The organism is Hymenobacter daeguensis, assembly GCF_054780555.1.
This window is the reverse complement of the sequence record NZ_BAAGWC010000011.1, coordinates 86,415-105,543: the sequence shown is the minus strand read 5'-3', so window position 1 is coordinate 105,543 and position 19,129 is coordinate 86,415. Positions and strand designations below refer to the sequence as shown.

Sequence of the window (19,129 nt, the reverse complement as noted above, 5' to 3'; positions counted from 1 at the left end):
CCCATGCAAATTCTGGTTGTTGACGACGAAACCGATGTGCGCGACCTGTTTCAGCAGCGCTTCCGCCGCGAAATCCGCAGCGGCGAAATGAGCTTCAGCTTCGCCTTCACGGGCGAGGAAGCGCTGGAATTTCTCCGGGCCCATCATTCCGAAGTCCTCATCATTCTCTCCGACATCAACATGCCCGGCATGAGCGGGCTCGACCTGCTGGGCCACGTCAAGGAGGAATTTGACATGCCGCCCACCACCATGATGATGATTACGGCCTACGGCGACAGCGCCAGCTACCAGGAGGCCATTCGGCTGGGCGCCAGCGACTTTCTGACCAAGCCGGTAGATTTTGGCGTGCTCAAGGAAAAGCTGCAGCACCTGCTGGCATAAGGCCCGGCAGGCCCGGCAGCGTGCAAAAGACTTGGCGTAACGCTTCCGCCCATTTCTGCCGTATTTTCGTCCAACTGACGACCACTGACTTCTATGAAAACCAAAATCCTGGTAGTCGACGACGAAGTCGATTTGGAGCTGCTCATCAAGCAGAAATTCCGCCGCAAAATCCGGGAGAGTGTGTACGAGTTTGTGTTCGCGACCAACGGGCAGGAAGCCCTCGAACGCCTCGCCGAGCACCCGGATACGGCCGTCATCCTCAGCGATATCAACATGCCCGTGATGGACGGCCTCACGCTGCTCACGCGCACCCACACCGAGCAGCCGGGCATGAAAACGGTCATCGTCTCGGCCTACGGCGACCTGGCCAACCTGCGCACGGCCATGAACCGGGGCGCGTTCGACTTCGTGGTGAAGCCCGTCGATTTCAACGACCTGGAGCTGACCATTGAAAAAACCGCCGACCAGGTGCGCCAGCTCCAGCAAACCCTGCGCGCCATTCAGGAAAACAACATCCTGAAGATGTACGTGGACGAAACCGTGCTCAACTTCATGACGCGGCCCGACTTCGAAAACCGCCTCCTGGCCTCCGAAACCGTGCAGGCCACCGTGGTTTTTCTCGACGTGTGCGGCTTCACGGCGCTGTCGGAAAAGCTGCCGGCCACCGATGTGGTGAGCCTGCTCAACACCTACTTCGACCTGGTGGTGAAGGAGTTCATTGCCCAGGGCGGCCACGTCGATAAGTTCATGGGCGACGCCGTGATGGCCGTATTCAGAGGCGAGCACCACCTCGACCGGGCCATCGACGCGGCCCTCTCGGCCCGCACCGCGCTGGAGAAAAGCGAAACCCCGCTGCCCGTTGGGTTCGACTACCGCCCCCGCGTCAGCATCGGCGTCAACACCGGCGAAGTCGTGTCCGGCAACATCGGCTCGGCCTCCCTTAAGCGGCTGGACTACACCGTGATTGGCGACGTGGTGAATATGTCGCAGCGCCTGCAGTCGGCCGCCAAAGCCGGCCAGATTATCATCAGCGAAGCCGTGTACCTGCAGGTGAAAGAGTCCTTTCACTGCGAGTACGTGAGCGAGGTAACGCTCAAGAACAAGGCCCAGCCGGTGAAGATTTACGAGGTGGTGGAGTAGCGCTACCCGGCCAGCTCGTGCATCTTCTCATTTTGCCGCCGAATGCGCTGGCAGAGCATGCGCAGGATGTTGCGCAGCACCTCGGCCCGCTCCTCCATCACGTCGTAGAAATCTTCCTGGTCGATGCGGAAAGCCAGCACCTCGCTCAGGGCCACGGCGGTCGCGGAGCGGGGTTCCGCATCGAGCAAAGCCAGCTCGCCGAAGAAGTCGCCGGCCCCGAAAGTGGCCAACTGCTGGCTGCCCGTGAACACGCCCACTTCGCCATCGTGCACGATGAACAGCGACGTGCCGATGTCGCCCTTGGCAAAGATTTCCTCCCCTTCGTGAAAGGTCACCTCCTTCATAATGGGCACCACGCTACTGAGCACGTTCTCGGGGGTTTGGGCAAATAAGGCGGTGTTTTTCAGCACCTCCACCCGCTCCAGGGCGGAGATGCGGGCTTCGGGCGTGGCGTGCGAATGGCTCATGGCATCAGGCAGTTGCAAAGCGGAAATGGGCTGCCCCAGGTGGGCGGCCAGCGCCGTGGCGGCCAGCCGGGCGCTCTCGCGCAGCAGCAGGTAAGGCGATGTAAGGTAGGGGCGCAGCAGGGCCAGCGCATCGGGCTCGGTGGGCTGCCAGTGGCGCAGGGCCACGCTCAGCGTCCAGGAAGTGAAGGCGATGTGGCCGCGCCGCAGCAGCAGCGCCGGCAAGGGCTCCGGCATGAGCGAAACCGCCGACACCTGCGGAACCGGCGCGGCGGCAAAGCCGGCCGCCGCCGCGTTGCCGGCCGGCACGGTCAGGTGGGGCTGGGCCAGCCCATTGGCCGAAAGGCGGGCAAACAACGCTGCCTTGTCGGTGGCCGGGGTGTCGTCGAGCAGCGCCTGCAGGCCCTGGTAAATAGGACGGGGAATGAGGTTGTCGAGGATTTCGAGGGCGTTGGCCTGGCGCTCGCGGGCGGCGTGGGCCACGTTGCGCTGGGCCGTGGCCACCAGCTCGGCATCGTAAAGCTGGGCCAGCAGGCTGAACACACGCTGATGCAGCAGCGTCAGCTCGTAGTCGAGGGTGGCGGCGAGGGCCGGGCGGCCATCGGCCACCACGCCCTGCAGCAGCTGGGTGGCCAGCACAAATTCTTCGTGCAGCAGGCGCTCAAACAGCGGCCGCTCGGCCGTGCGGGCCGGGAAGCGGCGCAGCGCCCGCAGCGCCACCCCGCGCGAAAACAGGTGCGGGTGCTGCGCCAGCTCCACCAGCACGGCGCGGCTGGCCGTGGTGTCGAGGCGTTCCAGCACGGTGGCCAGCCGCTGGGGATGGGCCGGCTCCGCTTCGCGGAACAGGGCCTCCCGCACCAGCGGCAGCACCGCCGGGCCCAGCTTCACGAGGCTGTCGGCGGCCGTGGCCCAGTGGTGCCTGCTGTCGAGCGCGGTGAGCAGGTGGTGGGCCAGGTGCAAGTGGCCGACCGAGCCTGCAGCCACCAGCGCTGCCTGCACAATGGCCGGGTCGGGGCTGGCCAACTGGCTTTCAACCAGGTGTTTCTGGATGTCGAGCGGGAATAGGCCGAGGAGCTGCAGTGCTGCCAGGCTACTGGCCGGGCTGGTGGCGCGGCCGGCCTTGGGCAGCAGCTGATACAGGCTGGTACGGGCCGCTTCGTGCGGCGTGGCCGTTTCCAGGCTGCCCCGGATGGCGCCCTGGCGGGCGGCCATGTCGGGGCCCGTCAGCAGGGCCGTCACGGCGGGCGCGTCGGGAATGGCGGCGGCCAGCTGGCGGGCGGCGGTTTCCCGCACAGCGGGGGCCGGGTCGCGCAGGGCCAGCGCCTGCAGGGCCTCCACGGGCAGGGGGCGGGCTTCGGGCGTGGCCAGCAGGGCCAGCCGCACCCGCTCATCGGCGTGTTCGAGCAGGGTGGGGGCGTGGACGGCCAGGGTAGCGGGCTCGTGCCGGCGCAGCCAGGCCACGGCGTTCAGCACCTCGGTGGGGTGACGGCTGAGCAGGTGCGCCAGCACCACGTGCCGGGCGGCATCGGGCAGGGCCAGCTCGGCCGTTTCGGTGAAGCGGCGGCCCAGGCCTTCCTTCAATTCGGCCAGATAGCTGAGGTAGGTGCGGCGCAAAAACAGCAGCGCCAGCAGCAGCAGCGCCCCCATCCACAGAAAAGGCAGGCCGCTTTCGAGCAGGCCCGAGTAGCGGAACGCGAAGAACAGCAGGCCCGTCAGGCCCATGCCCAGCGGCTCGTAGAAGCCCTTGGCCAGCGTATGAGCGGCCAGCCGCTGCGGCGGGGCCAGCGGCTGAAACAGCACCAGAAACACGGGGTCGAACACGGTCCGGCGCAGCACTTCCAGCAGCAGGTACAGCCCGCAGTAGAAGGCCAGCTGCTCGGTCTGGGTGTAGCCGTGGGCCACTTTCAGCCCGCCAAACACGGCCAGACTGGCCAGCGCCACCACCGGCAGCAGCCGCAGCGACCACTGCACGCCGTAGCGCTCCAGCGCCTGCCGGCTCACCAGCAGCTTGAAGAAAGTTGCCGCCAAGTAAGTGAAGGCCAGAATCCAGCCCACCGATTTGGTGACGTCCTCCGCCTCGTGAAACTTGTGCTTGACGTGGATGAAAAACATGTACTCCACGCCCGAAATCACGGCCGCAATGGCCACCAGGCTCAGGCACATGGCCAGCACCAACTCGCTGCCGCCAAACAGCTGCCGGGTAAGCTTGCCCGGCGCTTTCTGCACCCGGCGCACCGGCCGGGCCGTGGCCTCCACCGTGTGCGAGCTGAGCGTGGAGCGCAGCGTGAGCAGCGCCCCCAGGTAGGCCACAAACGACACGCCCAGCAGAATGGGCAGCTGCGCATCGCCGTGAATTAGGGCCGCCAGAATGGCCCCCAGGGCCTTGGCCGGCATGTCGCCCGCGCTGATGGTGCTGAACAGCCGCTTGCTCTGCCGCACATCAAATACCACCGCCGACACGCCCCAGAACTCCAGATTCGTCAGCAGGTAAATAACCCGGTAGCCCGCCATGATGGCCACGGCCGCCCCGATGGCCGCCGTTTCCGAATAAGCCGCCACCGCGTGCACCCGCGCCACCAGCACGCCCATCACCACGGTGAGGGCCACCACGGCCAGCAGCACCCGCACCGCCAGCTTGCGCAGCAGCAGATGGTGCTCGAAATGCGTGTACACCTTGCCCACGGCCATCATGGCCAGCGCGCCAAAGATGTAGCCCAGCGGCAGGCTGTGCTCGGGGCTGTGCTCGAGCAGCAGCACGTTGGCGGCCACGTACACCAGCACCGAGCCGATGCCGAGCAGGAAGTTATGCAGCAAAAACAACCCCACGGTGCGGGTTTCGCTGGCCTTGATGCCGAAGAGGTTTTGCAGAGAGGTGGCCGAAATCATGCGAAAAAGAAGCCGGCACCACCGGGCACGGCCGTAGTCAAAGATACACGGGCCGGTTTGTAGCGCGGACTTTTAGTCCGCGCGTGGCTTAGCGGTGTGTAATACAGCCCAGGCAAGGCGCGGACTAAAAGTCCATGCTACAGCGTTATCCGCTCCACTACCGGCTGCAGCGTGGCCGATGCCAGCCCCTTGAACTCGATGTATTTCACATTGGGCACCCAGAACGTGCCGCCCTCGATGCGCAGAAACACCCGCTCCAGCTGAATCTGCTTGCCGCCGATGGTGGTGTACACATGAAACGCCTTGTCTACCGGCGACTTCAGCAGGTAAAACCGCACCTTGTTATAGGCCGCAAACTTCAGCTCATACTTATCGGCCGCCAGCTTCTCCGCCGTGAGCCCGTAGGCAAACTTGCGCTGAATGAAGTTCAGGTCCTTGCGCTCGCCGTGCTCGTCGTAGCGAATCCAGAACACGTTAACGGGCTCGTCCTCATCGAGCTTGCCCGCGCGGTCCACGTTCAATTGGTAAATCACCGTGTTGCTGTTCGGGTCGCGCTGCAGGTAGAACAGCTGATTGGTCACCCCGCTGGGCACCGGAAACGTGGTGGCCGGACGCGTGCCCGGGACTACGAAAAGCAGGCTGAAAAACAGCAGTAAAGCCGTTGCCGACATGTTTAACCAGAAAGTAAAATGAGGCCGCAAAGGTACCGTAGCGTGGACTCTGCGAGTCCGCGCATTGGCAACGCTTAAGGCCGGTTATTGTTCGTCCCAACGCGGACTCGCAAAGTCCACGCTACATTTTACTTCATCATCAAAAACTTCCGCTTCATCACCTCCTGCACGGGCACGTTCGAAATCTTGCTTTCCAGCCAGGAAATAATATCCAGATACAGAAACGGCCGGCTCTCGAACGGATTGGCCGCAATCACCATCAGCTTGTCTTTGAGGGAAATGAACGCCTCGCGCATCTGGTGCGGCGCAATGCTGCCCACGTTGCGCAGAAACCGGAAAATCTCGACCTGCATGGGCTGCTGGTCGTCCATGGTGCCCAGGAAGCGGTACACCGAGCGCACCTGGTACTCCAGGCTGGCGTCGTCGCCGGCCTCGTAGTGCGCAATCAGGTTCAGGATGCGGGCGAAGCACTGCAGGTCCTCGCGCAGACTGAGGTCCTTGTGCTGAATAATCAGGTTCAGGTACTCGATGGCCTTGGCAAACTCGCCGCTGCCGAAGTACAGGCTGGCAATCTTGTAGTAAAACACCAGCGTGCGGTGCATGTCGAGCTGCGGCTTGAAATGCTCCAGCTGCTCCAGCAGCTCCGGGATGATGGCCAGTCCCTCGGTGAAGCGCCCTTCGAGGAAATAAGCGTTGATTTTGTTGGTGTAGATGTACTGGAAAAGCAGAATTTCGGTGTTGGGGCTGCTGCGCCGGTCGGGGCTGGCGGCAAAATCTTCCAGGGTTTTTAATACCTGCATGAATTTACTGTAGTACAGCATATTATACAGCGTAGCCAGCAGGTTGTGCATCCCTTTGATGTAGAGCATGGCCTGCAAATCCTTCATGTGCGGGGCCCGCTCAAACAGGTCCACCCACTTCTGCGCGTAGCGGTAGCTGGCCCGGAAATCCTGGTCGAGCGTGTGGTACCACACGTGCGCCTGGTAGAAATACAGCTTCTCAAAAAAGCCCGCGTTGCGGTCGTCCAGCGCCGGCAGGTTTTCCCGGAAAAACGCCGTAATGCGCTCGTGGTCGGCCCGGTTGCGGGCGTGGCCGGCCTTCAGGTACAGGCCGTAGAGGCGCAGCGAGGCGTTGCTCAGCTCGTGCATGCGGGCCAGGTGCTCCACCGTTTCCACGGCCTCGCTGGTCAGGGTTTCGGCGCGGTCCTTCAGGCTGCGGGTGATGTACTGGCTTTCAATCAGCTTCTCAAAATCGAGGGCCAGCAGCACAATGTGCGGCATTTCGACCTGCCGGGCCTGCTGCTTCACGCGCTCCAGCATGCGCAGGGCCTGCTGGTAGAAGCCTTTATTATACAGCACCCGGGCGTAGTCCAGCTGCTCGTGCAGTTGAATGTCAGGGTTTTGGCCGGCGTGGTACACCCGCAGGCTGGACAGCACCTGCCTGTAGAGGTTGGCCTTCAGGTTGGCCAGCTGCACGCGCTTGATGGTGGGCACCAGCGCCAGAATCTGGTTCTCGTCGTAGCTGTCCAGCGCATCGAGGGCATCGAAAAGCCGCAGGAACTTGAGGTCCTCGGCCGCGCCCGGCCGGCTGGTAAACAGCCGGAAATGGCGCTTTTCCGACCGCGTGAGCGACTTTATGAGCTGAAAAACCGGGTCCTGACTCTTATTTGGCATTGTAAGAAATTATTCGATAAAATACTGACCGGTAATGTGTTGTTATTGTGAATTGTTGGTTTGGAAATAGTAGAAATAACTAAAATCTGGTTTTTGCGCCGCACAGCGGGCCGGTACTTACGCTTCCAATTCAAGAACTAAGTCCGGTTATCCAGCCTATTTCAGCATGGCGCAACAGCAAATCCAAATCTTCGATACCACGCTCCGCGACGGCGAACAGGTGCCGGGCTGCAAGCTAAACAGAGACGAGAAGCTTCTGATTGCCCAGCAGCTCGAATTATTGGGCGTCGATGTGATTGAGGCCGGTTTTCCGGTGTCCAGCCCCGGCGATTTTGCCGCCGTGCAGGCCATTGCCGCCCAAACCAAAACCGCCACCGTCTGCGGCCTCTCGCGGGCCGTCGAAAACGACATCCGCACCGCCGCCGAGGCCCTGCGGCCCGCCCGCTACCCGCGCATCCACACCGGCATCGGCACCTCCGATATCCACGTGCTGCACAAGCTCTGCACCACCCGCGACGACGTAATGGACCGCGCCATCAAGGCCGTGAAGCTGGCCAAGAGCTTCGTGGAAGACGTGGAGTTCTACGCCGAAGACGCCGGCCGCACCGACAACGAATTCCTGGCCCGCGTGTGCGAGGCCGCCATCAAGGCCGGGGCCACCGTGCTCAACATCCCCGATACTACCGGCTACTGCCTGCCCGGCGAGTACGGCGCGAAAATCAAATACCTCTACGAAAACGTGGCGGGCATCCAGAATGTGCGCCTCTCCACGCACTGCCACAACGACTTAGGCCTGGCCACTGCCAACTCCATTGCCGGCGTCATGAACGGTGCGCTGCAAATTGAATGCACCATCAACGGCGTGGGCGAGCGCGCCGGCAACACGGCCCTGGAGGAAGTGGTGATGATTCTGCGCCAGCACCCCTACCTCAACCTGCACACCAACATCAACACCCGTCTGCTGGCCGAAACCTCGGCCATGGTGTCGCACCTCATGACCATGCCCGTGCAGCCCAACAAGGCCATTGTGGGCGCCAATGCCTTCTCGCACAGCAGCGGCATCCACCAGGACGGCATCATCAAGCACCGCGAAACCTACGAAATCATCGACCCCAAGGAAGTCGGCGTCGCCGATTCCTCGATTGTGCTCACGGCCCGCTCCGGCCGCGCCGCCCTGGCCTACCGCCTCCAGAAGCTGGGCTACGACTTCGAGAAGCCCGAGCTGAACAAGGCCTACGCCAGCTTCCTGCAGCTCGCCGACCGCCAGCGCGAAGTGGTGGACCACGACCTGCACCAACTGGTGGAGCAGGAGAAGCTCGTTGCCACCAACTAATTATCCACCAATTATTATCGATTATGAATATCTCCGATGACCGCCAGACCGGCACCCCCGAAAACAACCGCCAGCAGGAGCCGCGCGAAGCCCCCAAGCCGCCGCGACATGCCGACTGGATTAGCTACGCCGTGGCTGTGACGCAGCAGCCGCAAACCGTTTCGCAAAACGCCCGCTGAACGGAGTAGAGACGCGACACTTCGCGTCTCGGCATTGAACAACCGAAACCGCGCCGCACCGCACCGCACAAACTAAACAACATCAGCAACGACGAGACGCGAAGTGTCGCGTCTCTACACCCCGCAAAATGGCTAAGTCATTGTTCGATAAAATCTGGGACGCGCACGTGGTGCAATCCGCGCCGGGCGGCCTGGACATCATGTACATCGACCGGCACCTCATCCACGAGGTGACCAGCCCGCAGGCGTTCGACGAGCTTGAGGCCCGCGACCTGCCGCTGTTTCGCCCCAACCGCATCCTGGCCACGGCCGACCACAACGTGCCCACCCGCAACCAGCACCTGCCCATCGCGGAGCCGCTCAGCCGCTCGCAGGTGGATAAGCTGACCGCCAACTGTGAGAAGTACGGCGTGGAACTCTACGGCCTGGGCCACCAGCGCCAGGGCATCGTGCACGTCATCGGGCCGGAACTGGGCCTCACGCTGCCCGGCACCACCATTGTGTGCGGCGACAGCCACACCTCCACGCACGGCGCGTTTGGCGCGGTGGCCTTCGGCATCGGCACCAGCCAGGTGGCGCAGGTGATGGCCACGCAGTGCCTGCTGCTGAGCCGCCCCCGGCGCATGCGCATCACCGTGGACGGTGAGCTGCGGCCCGGCGTCACGGCCAAAGACCTGATTCTCTACGTGATTGCGCAGCTCGGCACGGGCGGCGCCACCGGCTACTTCGTGGAATACGCCGGCAGCGCCGTGCGCAGCCTCAGCATGGAAGGCCGCATGACGGTCTGCAACATGAGCATTGAGATGGGCGCCCGCGGCGGCCTCATCGCGCCCGACGAAACGACGTTCGCCTACGTGAAAGGCCGCCCCTACGCGCCCAAAGCAGCCGCCTGGGACCAGGCCGTAGCCTACTGGCAAACGCTGTATTCGGACGAAGAAACGGTTTTCGACGCTGAGCACCAGTTCAGCGCTCAGGAAATCACGCCCATGATTACCTACGGCACCAACCCCGGCATGGGCATCGCCCTGAACGGCCACATCCCCAGCGAAGTGCCGGCCAGCGAAGCCGAGAGCTTCGATAAGTCGCTGCAGTACATGGGTTTTCAGCGCGGTGAGTCGCTGCTGGGCAAGGAAATCAATTACGTGTTTATCGGCAGCTGCACCAATTCGCGCATCGAGGATTTGCGGGCCGTGGCGGCCTACGTGCAGGGCAAGCAGAAGGCCGGGCACGTCGAGGCCATCATCGTGCCCGGCTCGAAGCAGGTGGAGCAGCAGGCCATTGCCGAAGGCTTGGATAAGATTTTGGCCGAAGCCGGCTTTGAGCTGCGCGAGCCCGGCTGCAGCGCCTGCCTGGCCATGAACGAGGACAAAATCCCGGCCGGGGCCTACTGCGTGGCCACCTCCAACCGCAACTTCGAGGGGCGGCAGGGGCCGGGCTCGCGCACGCTGCTGGCGAGCCCGCTGGTGGCGGCCATCACGGCGGTGCAGGGCCGGATTGTGGACATCACGCAGTATTTGAACTAAGTTAAATCTGTCATCCTGAGCGCAGCGAAGGACCTTATCACGCCTGATATACTTGAGTTGCCGCACACCGTTCTGACCTGATAAGGTCCTTCGCTGCGCTCAGGATGACAGATGATTATGTTGCACCCCACATGGAAAAATTCCAGACCCTGCATTCCAGCGCCGTGCCGCTGCCCTTCGAGAACATTGATACGGACCAGATTATTCCGGCCCGTTTCCTGAAGGCGACCACGCGCGAAGGCTTCGGCGAAAACCTGTTTTGCGACTGGCGGCGCAATGCCGACGGCTCGCCGAAACCGGATTTCGTGCTGAACGACCCCAAATACAGCGGCCAGATTTTGCTGGCGGGCAAGAATTTCGGTTGCGGCTCGAGCCGCGAGCACGCGGCCTGGGCGCTGTACGACGCCGGTTTTCGGGTGGTGATTTCGAGCTACTTCGCCGATATTTTCCGGGGCAACGCGCTGAATACCGGCCTGCTGCCCCTGCAGGTGACCGATGAGGAGCTGAGCCGCCTTTTCGCGCTGGTGGAGCAGGATGCCGATACGCAATTCGTGGTGAACCTGCCCGAGCAGACGCTGCACGTGCCCGCCACCGGCGAGAGCTTTCACTTCGACATCGACGCCTACAAAAAGGAATGCCTGATTAACGGCTACGACGACATCGACTACCTGGTGAGCCGGAAGCCCGCCATTGAAGCCTACGAACAAAACCGAACCTGGAGCTGGTAAAAATTAGACATGAGTATTGGGTAGCAAGTAGTAAGACAGGATTTTGAGCGACTCTATTTGAGCCGTGTCTTATTACTTACTACCCGATACTTGCTACTCACGCAAGACAATGGTAAGCAAGAAAATAGCCGTGTTGCCCGGCGATGGCATCGGGCCGGAAGTGTGCCGGCAGGCCGTGAAAGTGCTGGAGGCCGTAGCGACCCGCTTCGACCACCATTTCGACCTGCAGCGCCACCTGATGGGCGCCTGCGCCATCGACGCCACCGGCAACCCGCTGCCCGACGAAACCCTCGACGCCTGCCGCGCTGCCGATGCCGTGCTGCTCGGCGCCATCGGCGACCCGAAGTACGACAACGACCCCGGCGCCAAAGTGCGCCCCGAGCAGGGCCTGCTGCGCCTGCGCAAGGAGCTGGGCCTGTTTGCCAACATCCGCCCCGTCACGGCCTACGACATCCTGCTGCCCCATTCGCCCCTCAGAACGGAGCGCATCCAAGGCACCGACATGGTCATTTTCCGCGAGTTGACCGGCGGCATCTACTTCGGCGCCAAGGGCCGCACCGAGGATGGCGAGGGCGCTTACGACCACTGCACCTACAGCCGCCACGAAGTGCGCCGCATTGCGCACCTGGCGTTTCAGGCCGCCGCCGGCCGCCGCCGACACCTCACGCTCGTGGACAAAGCCAACGTGCTGGAAACCTCCCGCCTCTGGCGCGAGGAAATCCGCGAAATGGCCGCCCAATACCCCGAGGTGACCGTGGATTACCTGTTCGTGGACAATGCCGCGATGCAGATGATTCTCAACCCGAAGCAGTTCGACGTGATTCTGACCGAGAACATGTTCGGCGACATTATTTCGGACGAGGCTTCGGTCATTGCCGGCTCCATGGGCCTGCTGCCGTCGGCCTCCATCGGCGAGGCGGTGGCGCTGTTCGAGCCCATTCACGGCTCCTACCCGCAGGCCAGGGGCAAGGGCATTGCCAACCCCATTGCCACCATTCTCTCGGCGGCCATGCTGCTGGAGCACCTGGAACTGTACGCCGAAGCCGCCCTGGTGCGCGAGGCCGTGGACGAGGCCCTGAACAACGGCATTCTGACCCAGGAGCTAAACCCCACCGCGCCCTACACCACCGAGGAAGTGGGCAACTACATCGCCTTCTGGATTGCGGATTCCAGCGAGAAGCAGTGGAATAAAAACAACGTGGAAATAGGCACCAGCACGATTATCTGACGGCTTTGCGGCTAGCTGCAACTACCAGAACGTCATGCTGAGCTTGTCGAAGCATCTCTACCACGCAAGTAATCCAATCGAAAGCAGCGAAGCGGTAGAGATGCTTCGACTCCGCTCAGCAGGACGGTGCTAACCACAGTTCTAATGCTCATGAAAAACCTGTTTACCCTAGTCATTAAGGTCATTACTCCTCGCCCGGCGGGCGTTTAGGAACAGCTTGTTGCACCCTGCAAAAGCCTTTCTAAGCCCCGCGCTCAGAAAGGCTTTTTTTCGATATACCCTTCTCTCTTTCAAGTTTTAACGTTTATGTATTTCAATTCCGACACCCTGGCTTTTGTGGATGGTGAGTTCGTGAAAGCCGACGAGGCCGTGGTGGGCGCTTATGCGCAGTCGCTGCACTATGGCTATGCCGTTTTCGAAGGCATCCGGTCGTACGCCACGCCCGGCGGCACCCAGATTTTCAAGGCCCGCGAGCACTACGAGCGGCTGCACTACTCGTGTAGCAGCATCGGCCTGCCCTTCAACTATTCGGTGGAGGAGCTGACCGACATTACCTACCAGCTGCTGGAGAAAAACGGCCTGGCCGACGCCTACATCCGGCCCTTGGTGTACGCCGCTACGCCCAACATGACCCTGAAGCACGCCACCAGCAGCAACCTGCTCATCGCCGTGTGGGACTGGGGCAAATACCTCGGCGACCAGAGTCTGCGCCTCAGCATCTCGCCCTACCAGCGCCCCAACCCCCGGGCCGTGCCCATCGAGGCCAAAGTGGCCGGCCACTACGTCAACTCCATCATTGCCAGCTCCGAAGCCAAGGGCCGCGGCTTCGACGAAGCCCTGCTGCTCGACATGAACGGCTACGTGGCCGAAGGCCCCGGCGCCAACTTCTTCTTCGAGAAAAACGGCGAGCTGTTCACCGCGCCGCAGGGCAGCATCCTGCGCGGCATCACCCGCAATACGATTATCGACCTGGCCCGCGAAGCCGGCATCAGCGTGACGGAGAAATTCTTCACGCCCGAAGAATTGCAGGGTGCTACCGGCGCTTTCTACACCGGCACGGCGGCCGAAGTGGTGGGCATTGCCGCCATCGATGAACTGGAATTCAGCGTGCCATTCGCCGAGACGCTGGGCGCCCAGCTGGCCGAGCGCTACCGCGCCCTGGTGACCGGCGCGACGGTGGCGCAAAATGCCTGACGCCGGAACCTCACCCCCTGACCCCCTCTCCTTGGGGAGAGGGGGAACCGGTTATGCGCTATTGTCAGGCTCCCCTCTCTTTTGGAGAGGGGCCGGGGGTGAGGTTCCGGCGAGCGCAGTGATATACGATTTCCAATCCCACACTCATGATTCTCAATAAATACAGCCGCATCTACACCCAGGACGACAGCCTGCCGGCCTCGCAGGCCATGCTCATCGGCTCGGGGCTGACGGATGCGGACTTGCGCAAGCCGTTCGTGGGCATCTGCTCCACGGGCTTCGAGGGCAATACCTGCAACATGCACCTCGACGCGCTGGCCGACGGCGTGAAAATCGGGGTGCAGGCCCAGGGGCTGGTGGGGCTGCGCTTCAGCACCATCGGCGTGAGCGACGGCATCACGAACGGCACGCCGGGAATGCGGTTTTCGCTGGTGTCGCGCGAGATTATTGCCGACTCCATCGAGGCCATGGCGGGCGCGCACAACTACGACGCCGTGGCTACTGTGGTGGGTTGCGACAAGAACATGCCCGGCGCTTTGATTGCGATGGCGCGGCTGAACCGGCCGAGCCTGATGGTGTACGGCGGCACCATCAAGGGCGGCACGTTTAAGGGGCAGCAGCTCAGCATTGTATCGTGCTTCGAGGCGTATGGGAAGAAGCTGCAAGGCCAGATTTCGGACGAGGATTACAGCGGCATCATCCACAACGCCTGCCCCGGGCCGGGCGCCTGCGGCGGCATGTACACGGCCAATACCATGGCCGCCGCCATCGAGGCGCTGGGCATGAGCGTGCCGTTTTCCTCGTCGCTGCCCGCCGTGAGCGTGGAGAAAAACCAGGAGTGCCTCGACGCCGGCGCTTACCTGCGCCGGCTGCTGGAACTCGACCTCAAGCCCCGCGACATTTTGGTGCGCGAGGCCTTCGAGAATGCGCTGGTGGTCGTCACGGTGCTGGGCGGCTCCACCAACGCCGTGTTGCACCTCATCGCCATCGCCCACGCGGCCGGTGTGCATTTGACGATGGAAGATTTCCAGGCCGTGAGCAACCGCGTGCCAGTGCTGGCCGACCTCAAGCCCAGCGGCAGGTACCTCATGGAAGACCTCTCGGCCCTGGGCGGCGTGCCCGCCGTGATGCGCACCCTGCTCGATGCCGGCCTGCTGCGCGGCGACCTGCTGACCGTGACCGGCCGCACCCTGGCCGAAAACCTCGCCGACGTGCCGCCGCTGGGCGCGGAGCAGGATTTGCTGCGGCCGTTCGACAACCCCATCAAGGCCGACGGCCACATTCAAATTCTCTACGGCAACCTTGCTCCCAAGGGCGCGGTGGCCAAAATCACGGGCAAGGAAGGCCTGCGCTTCGAAGGTCCGGCCAACGTGTTCGACTCGGAAGAGGCGCTGAACGAGGGCATCATGGCCGGCAAAATCAAGGCCGGCGAGGTGGTCGTGATTCGCTACGTGGGGCCGAAGGGCGGGCCGGGTATGCCCGAAATGCTCAAGCCGACTTCGGCCATCATCGGGGCCGGGCTGGGCGATAAGGTGGCCCTGATTACGGACGGGCGCTTCTCGGGCGGTACTCACGGCTTCGTGGTGGGCCACGTCTGCCCCGAGGCGTATGATGGCGGCGGCATCGCGCTGGTCGAAAACGGCGACTGGATTGTGCTGGATGCGGCGGCCAACACCATCGATATTCAAATTGAACCCGCTTTGCTGGAGCTGCGCCGCAGCCAGTGGCAGCGCCCGCGCCCCAACGCCACCCAAGGCGTACTCCTCAAGTACATCCGCACCGTGAGCGACGCCAGCCACGGCTGCATCACCGATTTGCTGGAGGAGGTCGGCCTCCCCGTCAACCTCACCCCCTGACGTTCACCTCACCCCCTGACCCCCTCACCCGCGGAGAGGGGGCACCGGAAATGCCCCAAAGGAAATCGTTCGAAAATCGTCAGGCTCCCCCTCTCCGCGGGAGAGGGGGCCGGGGGGTGAGGTGGCCCGCCAGCAGAACTTAAGCTCAATCCCATGTTAACCAACGAGCAAACAACCGCCATTGCCGAGCCGGAAACCGCCGTTTCTGCCGCTCCAACAGCTCCGGAAGAAGCTGCCCCCGCGCCCAACTCCACGGGGGCCGAGGCGGTGCTGAACATCCTGCTGGCCGAGGGCGTGGATACCGTGTTTGGCTACCCCGGCGGGGCCATTATCCCGATTTACGATGCGCTCTACGACTTCCACGACCGGCTGAACCATGTGCTGGTGCGCCACGAGCAGGGCGGCATCCACGCGGCGCAGGGGTATGCGCGCAGCTCCGGGCGGGTGGGGGTGGTGTTTGCCACCAGCGGGCCGGGCGCCACCAATCTGGTCACGGGGCTGGCCGATGCGCAGATTGACAGCACGCCGCTGGTCTGCATCACGGGGCAGGTGTTTGCGCACCTGCTGGGCACCGATGCGTTTCAGGAAACGGATATTATCAACATCACCACACCCGTTACGAAGTGGAACTACCAGGTGACCAAGGCCGAGGAAATCCCCGAGGCGCTGGCCAAGGCTTTCTACATCGCGCGCAGCGGCCGGCCCGGCCCGGTGCTGATTGACATCACCAAGAACGCGCAGCTGCAGCCGTTCCATTTCGCGCCGTACGTGCCGTGCACGCACATCCGGAGCTACCGGCCCACGCCCATCGTGCGGCCCGAGTACCTGCGCGAGGCGGCGGCCCTCATCAACCGGGCGCAGCGGCCGTTCGTGCTCTGGGGGCAGGGCGTGATTTTGGGCAAGGCCGAGCAGGAGTTCAAAGCCTTCATCGAAAAAAGCGGCATTCCGGCGGCCTGGACCATCCTCGGCGCGGGCGCGCTGCCCACCGGCCACCCGCTGAACGTGGGCATGCTGGGCATGCACGGCAACTACGGCCCCAACGTGCTCACCAACGAGTGCGACGTGCTCATTGCCATCGGCATGCGCTTCGACGACCGGGTGACCGGCCGCCTCGACAAGTACGCCCGCCAGGCCCAGGTCATTCACCTCGACATCGACCCCACCGAAATCGACAAAAACGTGGCCGCCACCGTGCCCGTGTGGGGCGACTGCCGCGAAACCCTGCCGCTGCTCACGGCCCTCATCGAGCCGAAAACGCACCCCGAATGGCTGCAGCGCTTCCAGGACCACCTGGCCGAGGAAGTGGCCGCCGTGATACACGACGAGCTGCACCCCACCGGCGAGGAGCTGACCATGGGCGAGGTGCTGCAGCAGCTCAACGAGCTGACCCAGGGCGAGGCCATCATCGTGACCGACGTGGGCCAGCACCAGATGGTGGCCTGCCGCTACGCCCGCTTCAACCACACCCGCAGCAACATCACCAGCGGCGGGCTGGGCACCATGGGCTTCGCGCTGCCGGCCGCCATCGGGGCCAAGTTTGGCGCGCCCGAGCGGCCGGTGGTGGCCATCATCGGCGACGGGGGCGTGCAGATGACCATTCAGGAGCTGGGCACCATCATGCAAACCGGGGTCGAGGTGAAAATCATCATCCTGAACAACCGCTACCTGGGCATGGTGCGGCAGTGGCAGGAGCTTTTCCACACCCGCCGCTACTCGTTTGTGGATATCCAGAGCCCTGATTACGTGACCGTAGCGGCCGGCTACCGCATTGCCGGCCGGCGCGTGGAAACCCGCGCCGAGCTGGCCCCGGCGCTGCGGCAGCTGCTGGAGCAGCCCGGCTCCTTCCTGCTGGAGGTGATGGTGGCGAAGGAAAACAACATCTTCCCGATGGTGCCGCAGGGCTGCAGCGTGGCGGAAATCCGGCTGCGGTAGCTGCGCTAATTATGAATTAGAAATTATGAATTATGAACTGACGCCAGAATCGTCCTCGGCTTAAAACCGAATGAGGCGGCAGCTGAAAATTCTAAGTCTCAATTCATAATTTCTAATTCATAATTCATAATTCAAAAAATGACCCGCCAGGAATACAACATCACGGCCTACACCGAAAACCAGGTGGGACTGCTCAACCGCATTGCCATCATTTTCTCGCGCCGCAAAATCAACATCGAGAGCCTCAACGTGTCGCCGTCGGAAATCGAGGGCATTCACCGCTTCAACATCGTCATCACCGAAACCGAGGAGGTGGTGAGCAAGCTGGCCCGCCAGATTGAGAAGCAGGTGGAGGTGCTGAAAGTGTACTACAACACCAACGCCGACGTGATTTGGCAGGAAATGGCCCTCTACAAAGTGCCCACCGACGTGATTGCCGAGCGCGCCTCCGTCGAGCGCCTGCTGCGCGAAAACGGCGCCCGCGCCGTGGTCATCCGCAAGGATTACACGGTGTTTGAAACCACCGGCCACCGCGAGGAAACCGATGCGCTCATCAAGGTGCTGCAGCCCTACGGCCTGATTGAATTTGTGCGCAGCGCCCGCATTGCCATCATCAAAGCCAGCGACGGCTTCAACCACAAGCTGCGCGAGTTCGAGCGCCGCGAGCCGGGCGAGGACGTGGCCGAAAACGAGTTCCTGAACAGCCGCGACGCGGTATTTACCATGTAGCGCGGACTTTCAGTCCGCGAGTAAAACGATATTCTTTTAACCCAGGCGCGGACTAAAAGTCCGCGCTACAACCCAACCCCCAACACCCATGGCACAAATCAATTTCGGCGGCGTAAATGAAACCGTCATCACCCGCGACGAATTCCCGCTCGAAAAGGCGCTGGAATACCTCAAAGACGAAACCATTGCCGTTATCGGCTACGGCGTGCAGGGGCCGGGCCAGGCCCTGAACATGCGCGACAACGGCTTCAATGTCATCGTGGGCCAGCGCCAGGGCACACCGTCGTGGGAACGCGCCATCAAGGACGGCTGGGTGGAGGGCGAAACGCTGTTTTCGCTGGAAGAGGCGGCTGAGCGCGGCACCATCATCTGCAACCTGCTGAGCGACGCCGGCCAGATTGCGCTGTGGCCCCTGCTGAAAAGCAAGCTCACGCCCGGCAAAACGCTGTACTTCTCGCACGGCTTCGGCATCACCTTCAACGACCAGACCGGCATCATTCCGCCCGCCGACGTGGACGTGATTCTGGTGGCGCCCAAGGGCAGCGGCACCAGCCTGCGCCGCCTGTTTGTGGCCGGCGGCGGGTTGAACTCGTCGTTTGCCGTGTACCAGGATGCCTCCGGCCGGGCCTGGGAGAAGGCCATTGCCATGGGCATCGGCGTGGGCTCGGGCTATTTGTTCGAAACCGATTTCAAGAAGGAAGTGTACTCCGACCTCACCGGCGAGCGCGGCGTGCTGATGGGCGCCCTGGCCGGCATCATCGAGGCCCAGTACCAGGTGCTGCGCCAGCGCGGCCACTCGCCCTCCGAGGCCTTCAACGAAACCGTGGAAGAGCTCACCCAGAGCCTGGTGCCGCTGGTGGGCGAAAACGGCATGGACTGGATGTTTGCCAACTGCTCCGTCACGGCCCAGCGCGGCGCCCTCGACTGGAAAGGCAAGTTCCGCGAAGCCACCCTGCCGGTGCTCAATGAGCTGTACGACAGCGTGGCCAGCGGCGAGGAAGCCCGCCGCACCATCGAGCGCGGCAGCACGCCCAACTACCGCCAGGAGCTGGAAGCCGAGCTGCAGGAAGTACGCGAGTCGGAGCTGTGGGCCACCGGCGCCACCGTGCGCCAGCTACGCTCGAAAGCGGCCGAAAAGGTAGAGGCGTAAGCGGCGCCGGGCCACCTCACCCCCGGCCCCCTCTCCCGCAGAGAGGGGGCACCGGTTCTGCC

General features: G+C 62.9%; 15 protein-coding genes. 12 read left to right on the top strand and 3 right to left on the bottom strand.

Annotated elements, in window-relative coordinates:
* Positions 1 to 3 precede the first annotated feature (3 nt).
* Both ACYVHT_RS13675 and ACYVHT_RS13670 read left to right on the top strand, forming a co-directional pair.
* Positions 4 to 381 (top strand): DNA-binding transcriptional response regulator, encoded by a 378-nt coding sequence (locus ACYVHT_RS13675; RefSeq protein ID WP_460552619.1) that lies wholly within the window; start codon positions 4 to 6, stop codon positions 379 to 381.
* A 93-nt stretch (positions 382 to 474) separates the two neighbouring features.
* Positions 475 to 1,521: an adenylate/guanylate cyclase domain-containing protein gene (locus ACYVHT_RS13670; RefSeq protein WP_460552616.1), complete on the top strand. Its 1,047-nt coding sequence runs from the start codon at positions 475 to 477 to the stop codon at positions 1,519 to 1,521.
* Positions 1,522 to 1,523: 2 nt separating this feature from the next.
* Here ACYVHT_RS13670 and ACYVHT_RS13665 read toward each other — a convergent pair whose 3' ends face one another.
* The 3 genes from ACYVHT_RS13665 to ACYVHT_RS13655 form a co-directional block, all read right to left on the bottom strand.
* Positions 1,524 to 4,871, bottom strand: coding sequence for a cyclic nucleotide-binding domain-containing protein (locus ACYVHT_RS13665; protein ID WP_460552613.1), 3,348 nt, complete (start codon positions 4,869 to 4,871; stop codon positions 1,524 to 1,526).
* Between the two features lie 137 nt (positions 4,872 to 5,008).
* Positions 5,009 to 5,542 carry a DUF4833 domain-containing protein gene (locus tag ACYVHT_RS13660; protein ID WP_460552610.1) on the bottom strand — a complete coding sequence of 178 codons (534 nt, stop codon included), beginning with the start codon at positions 5,540 to 5,542 and terminating at the stop codon, positions 5,009 to 5,011.
* A gap of 128 nt (positions 5,543 to 5,670) precedes the next feature.
* On the bottom strand, positions 5,671 to 7,215 hold the full coding sequence (locus ACYVHT_RS13655) for a hypothetical protein (protein ID WP_460552607.1): 1,545 nt from the start codon (positions 7,213 to 7,215) through the stop codon (positions 5,671 to 5,673).
* Between the two features lie 166 nt (positions 7,216 to 7,381).
* Here ACYVHT_RS13655 and ACYVHT_RS13650 point away from each other — a divergent pair, with 166 nt between their 5' ends.
* The 10 genes from ACYVHT_RS13650 to ilvC all read left to right on the top strand — a co-directional run bounded on the left by ACYVHT_RS13650 (position 7,382) and on the right by ilvC (position 19,067).
* On the top strand, positions 7,382 to 8,548 hold the full coding sequence (locus ACYVHT_RS13650; protein WP_460552604.1) for a 2-isopropylmalate synthase: 1,167 nt from the start codon (positions 7,382 to 7,384) through the stop codon (positions 8,546 to 8,548).
* A 23-nt stretch (positions 8,549 to 8,571) separates the two neighbouring features.
* On the top strand, positions 8,572 to 8,727 hold the full coding sequence (locus ACYVHT_RS13645; RefSeq protein WP_460552601.1) for a hypothetical protein: 156 nt from the start codon (positions 8,572 to 8,574) through the stop codon (positions 8,725 to 8,727).
* A 128-nt stretch (positions 8,728 to 8,855) separates the two neighbouring features.
* Positions 8,856 to 10,250, top strand: a complete 1,395-nt coding sequence (leuC, locus tag ACYVHT_RS13640) for a 3-isopropylmalate dehydratase large subunit (protein WP_460552598.1) — start codon at positions 8,856 to 8,858, stop codon at positions 10,248 to 10,250.
* Positions 10,251 to 10,381: 131 nt separating this feature from the next.
* Positions 10,382 to 10,978 (top strand): 3-isopropylmalate dehydratase small subunit, encoded by a 597-nt coding sequence (leuD, locus tag ACYVHT_RS13635; RefSeq protein ID WP_460552595.1) that lies wholly within the window; start codon positions 10,382 to 10,384, stop codon positions 10,976 to 10,978.
* Positions 10,979 to 11,087: 109 nt separating this feature from the next.
* On the top strand, positions 11,088 to 12,206 hold the full coding sequence (gene leuB / locus ACYVHT_RS13630) for a 3-isopropylmalate dehydrogenase (RefSeq protein ID WP_460552593.1): 1,119 nt from the start codon (positions 11,088 to 11,090) through the stop codon (positions 12,204 to 12,206).
* 306 nt (positions 12,207 to 12,512) lie between these two features.
* On the top strand, positions 12,513 to 13,400 hold the full coding sequence (locus ACYVHT_RS13625) for an aminotransferase class IV (protein WP_460552590.1): 888 nt from the start codon (positions 12,513 to 12,515) through the stop codon (positions 13,398 to 13,400).
* Positions 13,401 to 13,546: 146 nt separating this feature from the next.
* A complete protein-coding gene (ilvD, locus tag ACYVHT_RS13620; protein ID WP_460552587.1) occupies positions 13,547 to 15,256 on the top strand; it encodes a dihydroxy-acid dehydratase in 1,710 nt (569 codons plus the stop codon).
* A 153-nt stretch (positions 15,257 to 15,409) separates the two neighbouring features.
* Entirely contained in the window at positions 15,410 to 17,188 is a 1,779-nt protein-coding gene (gene ilvB / locus ACYVHT_RS13615) for a thiamine pyrophosphate-binding protein (RefSeq protein ID WP_460552584.1), read from the top strand.
* A 138-nt stretch (positions 17,189 to 17,326) separates the two neighbouring features.
* Entirely contained in the window at positions 17,327 to 17,917 is a 591-nt protein-coding gene (gene ilvN / locus ACYVHT_RS13610; RefSeq protein ID WP_460552581.1) for an acetolactate synthase small subunit, read from the top strand.
* Between the two features lie 88 nt (positions 17,918 to 18,005).
* A complete protein-coding gene (gene ilvC / locus ACYVHT_RS13605; protein ID WP_460552578.1) occupies positions 18,006 to 19,067 on the top strand; it encodes a ketol-acid reductoisomerase in 1,062 nt (353 codons plus the stop codon).
* The last annotated feature ends 62 nt before the right edge of the window (positions 19,068 to 19,129 follow it).